General features: G+C 63.4%; 9 protein-coding genes. 7 read left to right on the forward strand and 2 right to left on the reverse strand.

Annotated elements, in window-relative coordinates; genetic code table 11:
• Positions 1-122 precede the first annotated feature (122 nt).
• The 4 genes from VRZ08_RS19535 to VRZ08_RS19550 all read left to right on the forward strand — a co-directional run bounded on the left by VRZ08_RS19535 (position 123) and on the right by VRZ08_RS19550 (position 6,979).
• On the forward strand, positions 123-803 hold the full coding sequence (locus VRZ08_RS19535; RefSeq protein WP_414533585.1) for a winged helix-turn-helix domain-containing protein: 681 nt from the start codon (positions 123-125) through the stop codon (positions 801-803).
• A gap of 362 nt (positions 804-1,165) precedes the next feature.
• Complete coding sequence (locus VRZ08_RS19540) at positions 1,166-2,335, forward strand: PAS domain-containing methyl-accepting chemotaxis protein (protein ID WP_413776056.1); 1,170 nt, start codon at positions 1,166-1,168, stop codon at positions 2,333-2,335.
• 226 nt (positions 2,336-2,561) lie between these two features.
• Positions 2,562-4,010: a sensor histidine kinase gene (locus VRZ08_RS19545; protein WP_414533586.1), complete on the forward strand. Its 1,449-nt coding sequence runs from the start codon at positions 2,562-2,564 to the stop codon at positions 4,008-4,010.
• Positions 4,007-6,979, forward strand: a complete 2,973-nt coding sequence (locus tag VRZ08_RS19550) for a bifunctional [glutamine synthetase] adenylyltransferase/[glutamine synthetase]-adenylyl-L-tyrosine phosphorylase (protein WP_414533587.1) — start codon at positions 4,007-4,009, stop codon at positions 6,977-6,979. The genes VRZ08_RS19545 and VRZ08_RS19550 overlap by 4 nt, the downstream gene beginning before the upstream one ends.
• A gap of 58 nt (positions 6,980-7,037) precedes the next feature.
• Here VRZ08_RS19550 and VRZ08_RS19555 read toward each other — a convergent pair whose 3' ends face one another.
• On the reverse strand, positions 7,038-7,289 hold the full coding sequence (locus tag VRZ08_RS19555; RefSeq protein WP_414533588.1) for a hypothetical protein: 252 nt from the start codon (positions 7,287-7,289) through the stop codon (positions 7,038-7,040).
• Between the two features lie 217 nt (positions 7,290-7,506).
• Between VRZ08_RS19555 and VRZ08_RS19560 the strand changes: the two genes are divergently transcribed.
• A complete protein-coding gene (locus VRZ08_RS19560; RefSeq protein ID WP_414533589.1) occupies positions 7,507-7,722 on the forward strand; it encodes a hypothetical protein in 216 nt (71 codons plus the stop codon).
• A 318-nt stretch (positions 7,723-8,040) separates the two neighbouring features.
• Complete coding sequence (locus tag VRZ08_RS19565) at positions 8,041-10,893, forward strand: TrlF family AAA-like ATPase (protein ID WP_414533590.1); 2,853 nt, start codon at positions 8,041-8,043, stop codon at positions 10,891-10,893.
• A 148-nt stretch (positions 10,894-11,041) separates the two neighbouring features.
• Here VRZ08_RS19565 and VRZ08_RS19570 read toward each other — a convergent pair whose 3' ends face one another.
• Positions 11,042-12,064: a helix-turn-helix domain-containing protein gene (locus VRZ08_RS19570; RefSeq protein WP_414533591.1), complete on the reverse strand. Its 1,023-nt coding sequence runs from the start codon at positions 12,062-12,064 to the stop codon at positions 11,042-11,044.
• A gap of 396 nt (positions 12,065-12,460) precedes the next feature.
• Here VRZ08_RS19570 and VRZ08_RS19575 point away from each other — a divergent pair, with 396 nt between their 5' ends.
• Entirely contained in the window at positions 12,461-15,931 is a 3,471-nt protein-coding gene (locus VRZ08_RS19575) for a S8 family peptidase (protein WP_414533592.1), read from the forward strand.
• The last annotated feature ends 125 nt before the right edge of the window (positions 15,932-16,056 follow it).

The following is a 16,056-nucleotide window of genomic DNA, read 5'->3' on the forward strand; positions in this document are numbered from 1 at the left end:
TGGAGTCCCCCAGCTCCATCGCCCGTTCCCCCCTTGGGGCCGATCGAGCCGCCTTGCAAGGAGGCTGAAGCCGCGTCATGTTGCATCAGAGCCCGCAGAGTTTGAACAAATCCGACAGCAATATGCGTCTGTTGATCATCGAGGACGACCGCGAATCCGCCGACTATCTCGTCAAGGCGTTTCGCGAGGTCGGCCACATCGCCGATCTCGCCAGCGACGGCGAAGAGGGCCTGGCGATGGCGGAGAGCGGCGACTACGACGTGCTGGTGGTCGATCGCATGCTGCCGAAGCGCGACGGCCTGTCGGTGATCGGCAGCCTGCGTGACAACGGCAACCGCACGCCGGTGCTGATCCTGTCCGCGCTCGGCCAGGTCGACGACCGCATCAAGGGCCTGCGTGCCGGCGGCGACGACTATCTGCCGAAGCCCTACGCCTTCGCCGAACTGCTGGCGCGCGTCGAGGTGCTGTCGCGCCGTCACGGCGGCCCGGCGGAAGAAACCAGCTACCGCGTCGCCGATCTCGAACTCGACCGGCTGTCGCATCGCGTCACCCGCGGCGGCGAGGAGCTGACGCTGCAGCCGCGCGAATTCAGGCTGCTCGAATATCTGATGAAGCACGCCGGGCAGGTGGTGACCCGCACCATGCTGCTGGAGAACGTCTGGGACTATCACTTCGACCCGCAGACCAACGTCATCGACGTCCACATCTCCCGGCTGCGCGCCAAGATCGACAAGGGCTTCGATCACCCGCTGCTGCACACCATCCGCGGCGCCGGCTACATGATCCGCGACGGGCTGCGCTGAGCCTCGCTCTGCGCCTCGTCGCGCCTGTGGCAAGGCTCTCCGACAAGACCAAACAGATGCTCGACGGCCGCGCAGACGCCCAGTCTGGCGCCGTCTGCGTAGCGCTGCTCAGCGGTGGCGAATGCTGCAAAAGCACTACCCCCGTAGTGTTGCTGGGTATCTAAATACAGCGCGCCCATCGTTTCTTAACTTTCACATGCGAACGTCCTGCAAACTCACTGCTAATCAGGGATGTGAAAAGCCGCATGTTGATGGGACGCCAGAAGAAACAGGAGCTGCTGCAGAAGGCCGAATGGCTCGACACCCTGTCGCTTCATTGCGGCATCGGATTGTGGGACGCGATCCTGCACGAAGGCGATGCGATGCATCCCAAGGCGCGGTGGACCTGGTCGTCCGAATTCCGCCGGCTGTGCGGCTATAGCTCCGAAGCTGAATTCCCGAACGTCGTGCAGTCCTGGTCGGACCGCTTGCATCCCGACGATGTCGCGCCGACCTTCGCGGCCTTCACCCAGACCTGCCAGACCGGCATCGGTTACGACGTCAAATATCGCCTCAAGGTCAAGGACGGCAGCTATCGCTGGTTCCGCGCCACCGGCGGTGTGGTGCTTGACGAGAACCGCAAGCCGCGGCGCGCCTGCGGCTCGCTGGTCGACATCGACGACCTGGTGAAGGCGGAAAACCAGAAGCGCGACTCGATCCATCAGCTCGCCAGCGATTTCGAAAGCGCGATCGGCAAGATCGTCAGGACGGTGTCGACTGCGTCGGCCGATCTCGAAAGCTCGGCGCGCCAGCTTGCCACCACGGCAGACACCTCGCAGCATCTCGCCAGCAACGTCGCGGCCGCGTCCGAGGAAGCGACCTGCAACGTGCAGTCGGTGGCCTCGGCGACCGATCAGTTGTCGTCGTCGATCCGCGAGATCAGCCAGCAGGTGCAGGAATCGGCGCGGATCGCCGGTGACGCCGTCGGCCAGGCGCGCAACACCACCGAGCGCGTCAGCGAGCTGTCGAAGGCCGCGACCCGGATCGGCGACGTCGTCGAACTGATCAACACCATTGCCGGCCAGACCAACCTGCTGGCACTAAACGCGACGATCGAGGCCGCCCGCGCCGGTGAAGCCGGTCGCGGCTTCTCGGTGGTTGCGGCCGAAGTGAAGGCGCTGGCCGAGCAGACCGCGAAGGCCACCGGCGAGATCGGCCAGCAGATCAGCCGCATTCAGTCGGCGACGCAGGAATCGGTCGGCGCGATCAGCGAGATCAGCGGCACCATCGAGAAGCTGTCGGAAATCTCCGCGCACATCGCGTCCGCAGTGGAAGAGCAGGGCGCGGCGACGCAGGAGATCTCGCGCAACATTCAGCAGACCGCGCAGGGCACCGAGCGCGTTTCCGCCACCATTCTGGACGTCAAGCGCGGCGCGGTCGAAACCGGCTCGTCGTCGACGCAGCTATTGTCGTCGGCGCAGTCACTGTCGCAGGAGAGCGGCCGGCTCGAAGACGAAGTGAGCCGCTTCCTCCGCACCGTGCGCGCCTCATAGCGCCGCGCCGCCGCCTGCCGCGGCGGACTGTGCTATTCCAGCTATCACTCACACCGAGGCGTCGCCTGTCCAAAGGCGGCGCCTCGGTTTTTGCTGTGTCCGGCTCTTCGAGCGCTGCAGGCGTAGCTCCGCTACTTGAACGATTTGTCACTTTGGATTCAGGGCCGAACTGTCTAATTTGCCGGCATGAAAGCCCTTCAAGAGCATCGCCGCCGGGACGTGATCCGTGACCGCCTTCGGTAAGCTGATCCGAACCACCGCGTTTCGGCTGACGCTGGTCTATCTGTTTCTGTTCGGGCTGTTCGCGGCCTCGCTGGTGGCGTACTTCGCCTGGACCACGCGCAAGCTGATCACCGATCAGATCACCACCACGGTCGACGCCGAGATCGCCGAGATCAACGACATCTACGGCCGACGCGGTCTGCGCGGCGTGGTGTTCACGCTCGAGAACCGCGCGCTGCGGCCCGGCGCCAATCTCTATCTCGTCACCACCCCGGCCGGGCAGGCGGTCGCCGGCAATGTCGGCGCGCTGGCGCCGGGGGTGATGAGCAAGCTCGGCTGGAGCGAGACGTTCTATCGCCGGCTCGACGATCAGGAGCGCTCCGATCACCGCGCGCTGGTGCGCGTCACCGAGTTGTCGAGCGGCTTTCGCCTGCTGGTCGGCCGCGACCTCGAAGAGCGGCGGCGGCTGAACAAGGTCGTACGCTCGGCGGCGCAATGGTCGGTGCTGATCGTCGTCGTGCTCGGCCTCGGCGGCGGCGTGTTCGCGGCCCGCCGCGTGCTGCGACGGATCGATGCGATGACCGGCACCACGCAGCGGATCATGGCAGGCGATCTGTCGGGCCGGTTGCCGGTCGGGCGCAGCGGCGACGAGCTCGACCGCCTGGCGGAGAATCTCAACGCGATGCTGGAGCGGATCGAAGCCCTGATGTCGGGGATGAAGGAAGTCTCCGACAACATCGCGCACGATCTGAAGACGCCGCTGACGCGGCTGCGCAACCGCGCCGAGGAGGCGCTGGCGCGGGCCTCCAGCGAGTCCGACTATCGCGTCGCGCTGGAGCGCACGATCGAGGAGTCCGACGGCCTGATCCGCACCTTCAATGCGCTGTTGATGATCGCGCGCGCCGAGGCCGGTTATGCCAGCGGCGACATGAGCGATTTCGACGCCGCCGAGATCGCCCGCGACATCCACGAATTGTATGAACCGCTGGCGGAAGACAACGAGCTCAGCCTGCAGGTCGAAGCTCTGGCCGCGCCGGTCCGCGGCAATCGCGAATTGATCAGCCAGGCGCTCGCCAATCTGGTCGAGAACGCGATCAAGTACGGCAAGCTGCAGCCGCCGGCGGATGGCAGCGCCGGGACCACCGCCGCCACGGTGCTGATCGAGGCGCGACGCGATGGCGATCAGGTGCTGCTCAGCGTCACCGACCACGGCATCGGCATTCCGGAAGGCGACCGCAAGCACGCGATCGAGCGCTTCGTCCGGCTCGAGGCCAGCCGCACGCTGCCGGGCTCTGGGCTCGGCCTCAGCCTCGCTTCGGCGGTGGCGCGGCTGCACGGCGGCGAACTGCGACTCGCCGACGCGGACCCGGGTTTGCGCGCCACGCTTGCAATTCCGGCCCGCACGGGCGAAGGACAGGCCTCCGCAACAACTCTCGAACCGGCGCCGGCATGATTTTTTCCGCGATCACCGCGGACCTCGATAACACCGCTTTGGCCGCGCGCTTCGGCGCCGGACCGCGCCTGTACGATCCCGTACTGGCGGCGGAGCGTTGGGCTGGCTGGCTGGGCGATCTGGCGCCTGAACAGGCCGATGCGATCGCCGCCCTCGGCAACGCGTTCCCCGACCTGCAGACCGCACTGCAATCGATCGCCGAGGCCTCGCCGTATCTGTTCGATCTGATCCGGGCCGATCCGGTTCGGCTGCGGCGGGTGCTGCGCGGCGCTCCGGAACAGCGGCTGGCCAAGCTGCTCGAAGACGCCGAGACGTTGGTCGCCGCGGCGTCAGCCGAGGACGAGGTGATGGCGGTGCTGCGCCGGCTGAAGGCCGAGGCGGCGCTGTTGATCGCGCTGTGCGATATCGGCGGGATCTGGCCGGTGATGCAGGTGACGCAGGCGCTCACCGATCTCGCCGGCCGCTCGGTGCAGATGGCGCTGCGCTTCCTGCTGCGCCAGGAAGCCGGCCGCGGCCGGATCGTGCCGCCCAATCCCGATTGCCCGGAGCAGGGCTCCGGCCTGATCGTGCTGGCGATGGGCAAGATGGGCGCCGGCGAACTGAACTATTCGAGCGACATCGACCTGATCGTGTTCTACGAGCTCGATGCGCCGACGCTCGCGCCCGACATCGAACCACAGCCGTTCTTCGTCCGCGTCACGCAGGGGCTCAGCCGGATTCTGCAGCAGCGCCGCGGCGACGGCTACGTGTTCCGTGTCGACCTGCGGCTGCGGCCTGATCCGGCGTCGACGCCGGTGGCGCTCTCGACCGTGTCGGCGCTCAATTACTACGAACGCGAAGGCCGCACCTGGGAACGCGCCGCGATGATCAAGGCGCGGCCCTGCGCCGGTGATCTCGTCGCCGGCGAAGCGCTGCTGTCGGAGATCGCGCCGTTCGTCTGGCGCAAGCATCTCGACTTCGCCGCGCTGTCCGACGTCCACGACATGAAGCGGCAGATGCAGACCTATCGTGGCCAGACCGAGATCGCGGTTGAAGGCCACAACGTCAAGGTCGGCCGCGGCGGCATCCGCGAAATCGAATTCTTCGCCCAGACCCAGCAACTGATCGCTGGCGGTCGCCATCCCGAACTCCGCGTGCGGCCGACGCTGGAGGCGCTGGAGATTCTGGCGGCGCGCAACTGGATCACCTGGCAGGCGCGCGACGAGCTGACCGAAGCGTATCTGTTCCTGCGCAAGGTCGAGCACCGCGTGCAGATGATCGCCGACGAGCAGACCCACGCGCTGCCCGACACCGTCGAGGCGATCGAACGGTTTTCGCGTTTCCTCGGCTACGACAGCCGCGACTCGTTTGCGCGCGATCTGCTCGGCTATCTCGAACGGGTGCAGGGCCATTACGCCAAGCTGTTCGAGGGCGATCCGACCGGCACCGCCAAGCTGCCGCCGGTCGATTACGGCGCCGGCCCCGAAGACACCCGGTTGCTCGATCACCTGCTGTCGCTCGGCTACAAGAAGCCGCTGATGATCGCGACGACTCTGCAGCAATGGATGACCGGCGGCTATCGCGTGCTCAAGGTCGAGACCACGCAGCGCGCATTCCGCGAATTCGTACCGGCGCTGATCGAGGAGCTGGCGCTCGCCGAACAGCCGGACGACGCCGTCAATGCGTTCGATCGCCTGCTGCAGGCGCTGCATCGCGGCGGCCGGCTGATTTCGCTGCTGAGCCAGAACCGCGAACTCTTGACGCTGGTGGCGCTGGTGCTCGGCGCCGCGCCGCGGCTCGGCGACATGCTGGCACGGCAGCCGCAGATCCTCGACGGCTTGATCGACCCGCGGTTCTTCGGCGCCATGCCGGATCAGACCGAACTGTCGGCGCGGCTGGCGGTGACGCTGGCGGATGCGGGGTCGTACGAAGAGTTTCTCGATCGGCTGCGGCTGTTCGGACAGGAGAGCCTGTTCCTGATTGGAACGCGGATTCTGTCCGGCACCGTTCCAACCCAGCAGGCGGCGGTGGCATTCGCCGACGTCGCCGAAGGCATCGTCGGCACGGTGCATGGCCTGGTCAGCGAGCAGTTCGCCTCGACCTATGGCCGGGTCAAGGGTCAGCAGACTGCGATCCTGGCGATGGGCAAGCTCGGCAGCCGCGAGATGACGGCGTCGTCCGATCTCGACCTGATCCTGATCTATGATTTCGACGACGATCAGCCCGACAGTGACGGCGAACGCTCGCTGCACGGTGCACAATACTTCGCGCGGTTCACCCAGCGGCTGATCTCGGCGTTCACGACGCGGACCAATTACGGCGTGCTGTACGACGTCGACATGCGGCTGCGGCCGTCGGGCCGCGCCGGTCCGGTGGCGTCGCGGCTCGATGCATTCGCCGCTTATCAGGAGCAGGAAGCCTGGACCTGGGAGCATCTCGCTCTGACCCGCGCGCGGGTGATCTCGGCCGCGCCGGAGTTTCGCAGCAGGATCGAGCAGGTGATCCGCGCGGTGCTGACGCGGCCGCGCGACGCGGCGATCATCGCCAACGACGTCGCCGAAATGCGCCGCGCGATCGCGCAGGAGAAGGGCGAGGACGACGTCTGGGATCTGAAATACGCCGCCGGCGGCATGGTCGATATCGACTTTATCGCGCAGTATCTGCAGCTCGTGCACGCGCACGAGGCGCCCGACATCCTGCACGTCAACACGCTCTCGGCTCTCGATAATGCGACCCGGCTCGGCTTTCTGGCGCAGGCCGATGCCGAAGTGCTGCGGCCTGCGGCCCGGCTGTATCAGAACCTGACGCAGATCCTGCGGCTGTGCGTCAGCGAGAAGTTCAACCCGGACACCGCCGGCGACGATCTGTTGCGGGTGATGGTGCGTGCCGGCGACGCGCCGGACTTCTCGTCCCTGCAGGCGCGGGTGAAAGAGACCCAGTCCGACGTGCGTGCGATCTTCAACCGCCTGATCGGCGGCGAGGACGCTTAGGGCGCAGTTGCGTGCGCCGCAGTTTTCTCGAGCGGCGAGTTGTAATCGTCCGGAGCGATTACTTCGCGGCGTCGGCAGAGGGCAGCTGTTCGCAATCCATCGAATACACCAGCTTGCCGCTCGCGGTCTGGCCGATCGGCTTGCAGCCGGTCACGCCATCGTCGATCGGAGCCGCGATGGAGGCGGGCGCCGTCGCCGGTGTCTCGTCCTGCTTGGTCATGACGATGTAGCCGATGCCGATCGCGGCGCCGACGAACGCCAGCCGAAACATCCAGACCGAGGTCTGGTGGAAGGCGGTGCTGAAATCCACGCCGGGCTCCTCGCATCAATCGTCGGTTCGCTCTTACACGGCCGCTCCGAACGCGGACAAGCCGGATTTTAGGCTATGGTCTTAGATAGAATTCTAGACCCGTTTCACCATTGCCCCCCGTGTTATGCTTAACAGGAAGGGGAGGTGATTTCGGCAGCCAAAGAGCGAAACTGGACGTACAGGTTATCCAAAAAATGGTACTTGTGCGCGAAAGAAGATGGCAGCATACGCCGCAGCGTTGAACCCGCCGCGAGGTTTCTTGGGTCATGAAGGATTATGCACACAGCAATCACGCACGGCAATGATCCTGCTATTTATTGACGATCTGGTAGGTCGCGGCAATGGCGCCCGCGACCGTGAAAATGAAGCTGATCTTGTTCGTCCTGATGCAGAAGTCGAAGAGCCATTCAAACGTTCTGTACAGACAGATTAGCGCATGAGCGATGAGAAACGGCCCCATCGTGAGCGAAATATAGCCGACGAAGGCTCATCCGCTGATGGACTTGAGCGACACAGCAATGATCGCCAGTGCCATTGGATGGAGAGCATCTTCGCTTCGATTGCTGAGAAGAACAGTCTCTAGCTGTTCGAGATTGACGGAGCCCCAAAAGGGCTCTCTTTTTTGCTGTCGGTCTTTGAAAACACTGCAGGGTTTAAGTTTCTCTAAGATGCCTCTACCCAAAGTTGAACTTGCGCAGCCCATTTAGTGACCTCACAGATTGCCCAGCTTTGTAGATTTGAGAAGACGTTGATGCCCCACCCAAAAGGACTTCACCCCGGAACGATTTGGTACAAGTCAGACCTACAGTGCCACACACCACGGGATCGTGGATGGATGGGAGCCACCATCCTGCCAGGCGGCACACTTGAGAAGGAGGATGCGCGACATGAGTGGGCGCGAACCTTCATCAAGGCGTGCTCGGATAAAGGAATATACGTCGTTGCGATAACAGACCATCACGATGTTGCTCTGGTCTCGTACATCCAGAAGGCGGGCGCAGCGAGCATGCCACCCGTCGTCGTTTATCCTGGCGTTGAGGTCACCTGCTCGGACGATGCCCAATGTCTCGTTATCTTCGATCCCAACGAGGCGGACGAAGTTCTAAGGAAGTTCCTGAGTCGGCTTCCCGATGTAATGCCTTCGCCAGACCAAGAAGAGAGAACTTGCGAAATTCTTCCGGCGGGCATCACCGTCGCACAACTGCATTCTCTCATTCAAGACGACATCTGCCTTCGGGATGCCTGCATCCTGTTCCCGCACTTCGGAAACGAAGGTGCGCACAAAACGGTAAACAAAGCAGGCCATCATATCCGGTTCGCCAATCTTGAGAGCGATGGCGTATACATTGAGGAACCGTTCAACCAGCTCACGCAATCTACGCTCGACAAGGCATATGGAAAGATTGAGCAATGGGGAAATCGCAGGCGGGCTATCCTCGTAACTGGAGACGCCCGATCTGACACGTTCGATCGGCTCGGCTTGTACGATTGCTGGATCAAGCTTGGTGAGCCGAACCTTGAGGGCCTTCGTCAGGCTCTCTTGGCCGACGAGGCGCGGATCGCCTACGAAGAGCCTCAAGAGCCCCTTGAGCGCATTGTCGAGATGACGGTCAAATCGACCCTCACTGGGCCAGCGCCCGTCACCATTAAATTCAATCCGGGATTCAATGCGATAATTGGTGGTCGCGGTTCCGGAAAGAGCGCCATCCTGGAGTACCTTCGCTTTGGCCTTGCTCGCACCGAGCGGGACTTGGAGAACGAGTCAGACCTACAGCGCGAAGAGCAGCTGATAGAAGAAACGCTTGATGAGGGATTCGTCGAGGTAGCGATTGAGCGAGAGGGCGTTGGCGAACGCTGGCGACGCGACCTTCGGCGTGACCAGATCGAGGTTACTCCTTCATCTGGATCTCGCCTCGTCCTTTCACTCGCCGAAGCAAGGAGTCGCTTCAGAGGGCGTGCGTTCTTCCAGAAGCAGCTTTCCACCACCACGAGGAATGCGGAGTCCGCAGTCGAGCAGATTACTGGGATCGCCGCCGCTGAACAGCTTGATAAGAAGCGAGCAATCGACCAAGAGATTGTAAACGCTCAGAGAACCGTCAAGACGACACTGCAGCAAGCAGTCGCTCACTGGCAAAACAGGTTTGAGCAGTCTCGCGCATCGACAGCTGCAGCAGACTTGATGAACCGAATTGCATCCATCGGCGAACGCCTGAAAGCTGAGGGTGTTTCGGAAGAGCATCGGAAAATCATCGCAGATGAACTCCGCTATGCTCAGGGTCGTAATCTTCTTTCTCTCGCCAATTCTATTCTGCCAACTGAGACGGAGACTCTTGAGCTCGCCAGAAGGCACTCGCTCTTTATTCCTCTTGATCAGTACCCGGAGGCATCCACGTTTCCGGAAATTGCTCGGATGATCGACCGGATCAATGAGACCCGCGAGCAAATCAGGGCGAAGCTGACTGAGGCCATGAGCCTTGTAGACCGGTTGGCCGAGTCGATCACCGTCGCAGAAGAATCCTACAGCCTGCGAGAGGATGCATTCAAGAAGGAGCTTGCTACAGCCGTTGATTACCAGAAGAAGCACAAACTTCTCTTGGAAGAGAATGGAAGGCTCAACTCCGAACTTAGAAATATAACTGACCAAATCTCCAAATTGGCTACCAGGGCACAAGCTTCGGAAGGGTCTCAACAAGCTTTCCAGGACTCGCGCGACAAGCTGAAGAAACTCGTTGCAAGTCGCCGTGCCATTCTTACCGAGGCAGCAAACCAAGTTGCCGACAAATCGAGCGCGCTTCTCAAAGCAAAGTTGAAGAAAGACCCAAGTCCATCGCAATATTGCGAGTCGATCCAGGCTCTTATGGATCGAGCCACGGTTCATAGTGTCTTTGAAAGATGCACCTCATGGGTTCAGCAAATAGTCAAGGACAACCCAGATGACGCTTGGGATGCCATCTGCGAATCTATGCTGGAGATCTACAAGGACAAGATCGCAGCTGGCCACCCGGTGGAGCCAGACAATGTGTTGGACGGCAAGTTGAAGTCGTTCCTCGCTATCGACGGGGGCACCACAGAGCGTCAGCGCAAGAAGATCTACGACAACATCAACGACGCGACAGTCGGAGACATTCTGGCTGCGGTACCAAACGACTATATCGCGATGACGTATGTCGATTCGGGCCGTAGCATGGACTTCGCCAAGGCTTCTCCGGGTCAGCAGGCATCTGCACTTCTTGAGTTGCTCCTGAAGCAATCCGCCGGAACTCTTATCATCGACCAGCCCGAGGATGATCTGGATAACCGGGTGATCATGCGGATCGTTGACTTGATCCGGCTGTCAAAGAGTCATCGACAGCTCATCTTCTCAACGCACAATCCGAATATGGTCGTAAATGGCGATGCTGATAAAGTCATAGCTCTCAAAGCTGGCGATCCCGTTATCGGAAACCAGCCTGAGAATCCAAGAGTCGAGATTCTTGAGGATGGAGCAATCGAAACTCCTGCAGTCTGCAAGGTAATCACCGACATCATGGAAGGCGGAAAGGACGCCTTCGACCTTCGCAGCCGAAAATATCGATTTGATGGAAGAAAGCGCCAAGAGGATTGAGATACGCCATATCGCGTTGGACTAGAGTGGGCAGCTCATGATTGCCTCATGAGTGGCCCTTTTCATGCCTCCATCCGATAGACGGCCTTGGAAGCATCAGACTCTTAAGTGTCGTCCTTGCTCGCGCCCTCCGCGGGAATGCTGTCGCTCAGACGGCCTGCCGGAATGGATCGCGCGCCACCGCGGTCCACCATTGCTGCACCACCGCCGGGCTGGTGAGCTGGATCGCCGCCGAGGCATCGAGCTGCGCCTTGCGATAGGCGCTGGCGGTGATGCCGAACCGGGCGCGGAACGAGCGGCTGAAATGCGCCTCGCTCTTGAAGCCGAGATCGGAGGCGAGGCGCGACAGCCGCCGCGTCTCCACCGGATCGGCCAGCGCCGCCTGCACCGCGAGCAGCCGGCGTTCCTGCACGTAACGCATCACCCCGCCGCGCTCGGCGAACAGCCGGTACAGCGAGGCGCGCGACACGTCGAGCTGCTGCGCCAGCCAATCGGGCGACAGCTCGGGCTGCGCGAGGTTGTCGCGGATCAGTGCCTCGGTCAGCGCCAGGATGGTCTCGTCGGCGCCGCGCTGTGGGGCGAGATCCGCTTCGGCCGACGGCGCCAGCAGGCGGCGGAGGAAGTCGGCCGTCTCCGCCACTGTCGTTGCCACGTCGGCCTCGGTGAGCTGCGCGCTGCGCTCCTGCAGCGAGCGGATATAGGCGGCGAGCAGGTCGTTGCGCAGCGGATCGAGCTTCGGCTTGAGCGCGTGCAGCGGCACACCGCCGAGCAGCTTGCGCGGCACGATCAGGCACATCGTGTTCGACGCGAACGCCCGGGTCGAGATCGGGCAGGCGAGATCGATCAACGCCACCTTGCCGGGGCCGATCACGGTCTGCTGCCGCGTCACTTCGCCGTTGAAGCCGCCGGACACGTAGAGGTGCAGCAGCAGGTGGTCCGGCGTCACCGCGATGCGCTGGGCGTCACGGACGAAGTCCTGGGCGTTGAACGCCACCTTGGCGACCACCAGGTCGCCGATGATGATGCCATAGGCCGATCCGGTCGGTATCTTGCGGCTCGGACCGCAGGGACGCGGCTCGAACAGCGGCGAGATCACCGCACGCCAAGTCGCGAATGCGTTGGCCTCGTCGAGGCCGGAGGTCACGTAATACAGACGGGGAAGGGACGCCATCGGGTCGATTGATCTTCAAGCCGGCTCGATCAGGCCATCGGTATTTCGCTGCGCCCGCGGCCAAGTGCTTTCAGCTTAGCGGTTTTTTCCGAGAAAGACGATTCGTCTCCGCACCGCCAGCAGCCGGACGCGGTAGCCATGTATTGCGCGCTCTGCGTGTATCCGCGCCAAGGCGAATGGATGGCCAACGTAGCCGTCCCATCCGGTTGTGAGACGCAAAGTCAAAGGAAAGCGCCGCCTTCAACCTGAATCCGGCCGCTCCGCTCTGTCGCGACGCATTCGCACCGATTTAGAACTACGCGAACACCGAGGCGAAGTGTTCGTCAGTTCGCCGATCGAGACAGAAGACCGAGCATGCGCGGCTGAGGCGCCTGCTCGGACAGGAAGGGAAAGTCCGTGAGCACCGTGGGGCGTTTTCGTCATCTCTCGTCGCTGCTGTTGTGTACAACGTTTCTTGTCAGCACTCCGATGTCAGCCGCGTTGTATGCGGCGGAATCGCCTTCGAAATCGGTTGCCAAGTCTGCGTTGTCGCCTGACCTGAAGGCGAAGTTCTCCGATGCGATGCGGCAGGGCGAGCGCGCGCTGATCGCGCAGGCTTACGACAGCACGTATCGCGATCCCGGACTACGCGACGCCGTGGTGCGCCATGTCTCCACGCTGGCGCCGACGGCGGTGCGCGACGTCACCACCGCTGCCGATCTCGGCGTGCTGACCTCCGGCCAGCGGATGGTCCTCGCGCCGAACGCTGCGCAAGTGCTCGCGACCCGCACCGCGTCGGTCTCCGGATTGAACGCGTCGTCGTATCAGAACGTCGCGATGGCGGTGAACAACTCGCCGAACCTGCCGAACCCGCTGCCATCCACGACCGAGCAGACCTGGAACCTGGATATGATCGGCGCCCAGGGCGCCTATAATCGCGGCTTCACCGGCGCCGGCGTCACCGTCACGGTGGCGGATACCGGGTTCGACGCCACCAATGCTGGCCTCGTCAACAAGCTGCGCACCAACCTCGGCAAGAACTACATGGTCGAGATCGGCAAGGCGTTCGATCCGAACGATCTCTCGCCGGAGAGCGCGCAGAAGACCGACATCCATGGCTCGCACGTCGCCGGCATTATCGCGGCGGAGAAGTTCGACAATGTCGATGCGCACGGCGTCGCCTACGATGCCAGCATCATTCCGCTGCGCGCGATCGCCGAGAAAGGCTACACCACTTACGGGAACGTCGACTCCTCCGCGCTGGCGCTGAACTACTTCGCCGGCCTGAGCGGGACGATGGTCTATAACGCCAGCTACGGTCCGAACTCCGACGGGCTGACCAATCTGAAACTATGGACCGTCGGAAACATCGACGATGAGGCGAATGCCGCGTTCAATGTCCTCAAAGCCGGCAAGATCATCGTCGCCGCGGCCGGCAACGACCGCGCCGACAATCCGATCGCCGCCCGCAATGCCAATGGCCTTGCACTGCTGCCGTTCTTCAATCCGGCGCACGCCGCGCTCGGTGTCTATGACGATCAGGGACAGCAGCTCGACGGATCTGCTCTCCAGCATCAGCAGGGGCAGATCATTTCGGTGATGTCGGTGGGCATCACCAAGGCGGCTGCGTCTTATTCGAATCTCTGCGGCGTGACCGCGAGCTGGTGCGTGGCCGCGCCCGGTGGCGATGATGCAACGGGGGCGCTGGTGTATTCGACCGTGCCGGTGAACACCTACGGCTTCGCGCAAGGCACTTCGATGGCGGCGCCGACGGTGTCGGGCGCGATCGCGGTGCTGATTCAGGCCAATCCGAGCTACAACGCGCAGGACCTGTCGCGCCTGTTGTTCTCGACCACCGAAGATCTCGGCGCGCCGGGCGTCGATGCCGTGTTCGGCTACGGCCTGATCCGGCTCGATCGGGCGACCGATGGTCCGACCACGCTCGCTGCTAACACGGCGGTGTCGGTGCTCGCCGACCAGACGACCTATTGGAGCCGGCTGCTCACCACCGATGGCGATTTCTCCAAGGTCGGCACCGGCATTCTGAGCATCTCGGGCCGCACCAACGCCGGCGGCAATGTGTTTGCGCAGCTCGGCACGCTCGCGGTCGACGGCACGCTGACGATGTCGGCCGGCCATCGCCTCGAAGTCGCGCAGCCCGCAACCCTGGCCGGCTTCGGCACGATCGCCGGCGACACCGTGATCGCGGGCACGCTGTCACCAGGCAAGATGGCCAATATCGGCGACCTGGTGAGCAACAACGTGGTGCCGGCCGGCACGGTGCTGAACGGCAACTCGGTCGGCTCGCTGACCTTCAATGGTAATGTCACGCTGACCTCGAGCGCCACGACTCGGATCGACATCGACGGCTCGCTGATCGTGCCGGGCGGCCCCGGCACCTACGACAAGATCTACGTCACCGGCGCCGGCAACGTGTTCTACGCGGCCGGCACACTGACCCCAGTGCTGCGCGGCAGCGTCGGCACCGTCAGCAACTACACGCCGGCGATCGGCACCGAATTCGCTTTTGTGCAGGCGACCAACGGCGCCAGCACCGCCGGCAGTTTCTCCAAGCTGGTGCAGCCGACGTCGGGTCTGCCGGCCAATGGCCGCTTCGACCTGATCTACAACCCGACCTCGATCACGCTGGTGGTGACGCCGTCGAGCTTCAGCCAGCTTGCCGATGCCGATAAGCTCGGCCCGACGCAGCGGTCGATCGCCGGCATCCTCGACAAGGACCGCGCCGCCTCGGGCGAGATGCCGACCGCCAACGAGAAGGCGCTGTACGACGCGCTGTACAAACTCAACTCCGAGGCGGAATTCGACAAGGCGCTGAATCAGCTGTCCGGTCCAGGCCAGCCGGCGATGGCGAGCGCGCCGCTGCAGGCGTTCACCGGCTTCCTCGGCGCGATCGGCGATCGCCAGGACATGCTGACGTCCGGCAGCGAGATCGGCCAGAACGGCACCGCGCAATCCTTCGCGATGTCCTATGCGGGTCGCAACACAATGAGCGCAGGCACCAATGCGGCGATGAACGCGTTCGCCAGCATCTCGCCGGCCGAGCGGGTGCAGGACGGCTGGTCGGTGTGGGGCCAGGGCTTCGGTCGCAACAGCCGGGTCGGCGACAGCGGCGATCTGTCCGGTTCGAAGGCGGTCAGCGCCGGCTTTGCGGTCGGCGTCGATCGGCGGTTCTCCAACAGCTTCAACGCCGGCGGTGCGTTCGGCTACACGCGCACCACGGCGACTAGCACCGACATGCAAGGCACCGTCGATACCTATGCGGGCGCCGCCTATGCGAGCTGGACGCCGGGCGCCGCCGTGCTCGACTTCCGCATCGCGGCCGGTCCGAGTCAGATGGCGACCAGCCGCCAGATCCTGCTGTCGCCGACCAGTCTGCAGGGCAGCGCCAATGGCGTCGGCGTCGGCACCACGTTCGAGGCCGGTTATCGGTTTGCGATGGGGCACGACGTGACGCTGAAGCCGTTCGTCGGCATGACCTGGCAGGGCTTCCGCCGCGACGCTTACAGCGAAAGCCAGCTGCCGATCGGCCTCGTCTATGCGGCCCGGACCTACGACAAGCTGACCTCCACGGTCGGCGCGGCGGTGAGCGCACGGCTGCGCACCACCGACGGCACCACGCTGGCGCCGGAGCTGAAGGTCGGCTGGGGCTACGATCTGCGTGACAGCACGCTGGTCAGCGAAGCCGCGCTGCTCGATGAAGCGTTCCTGGTCGATGCGGCGCAGCCGGGCCGCAACGCGGCGCTGGTGAGCGCCAAGCTGTCGGGCTGGCGCACCGAGACGTTCCGGATGTTCGCCGCCTATACCGGCGAATATCGCAGCAACGCCACCAGCCACCAGGTCTCCGCCGGCGCCCGCGTCAACTGGTAAGCGAAGCTCTCACCGCTCAAGCAAGCCCCGGTTCTGAGCGATCAGAACCGGGGCTTGTTTTTGCGCGTAGGTGGAAGGCATTGGCTGATGCGGAAGAGGGGGCGAACTGGACCGCACGCCTCTCT

The organism is Rhodopseudomonas sp. G2_2311 (assembly GCF_047501505.1).
In the GTDB taxonomy this organism is placed as follows: Bacteria; Pseudomonadota; Alphaproteobacteria; order Rhizobiales; family Xanthobacteraceae; genus Rhodopseudomonas; species Rhodopseudomonas palustris_H.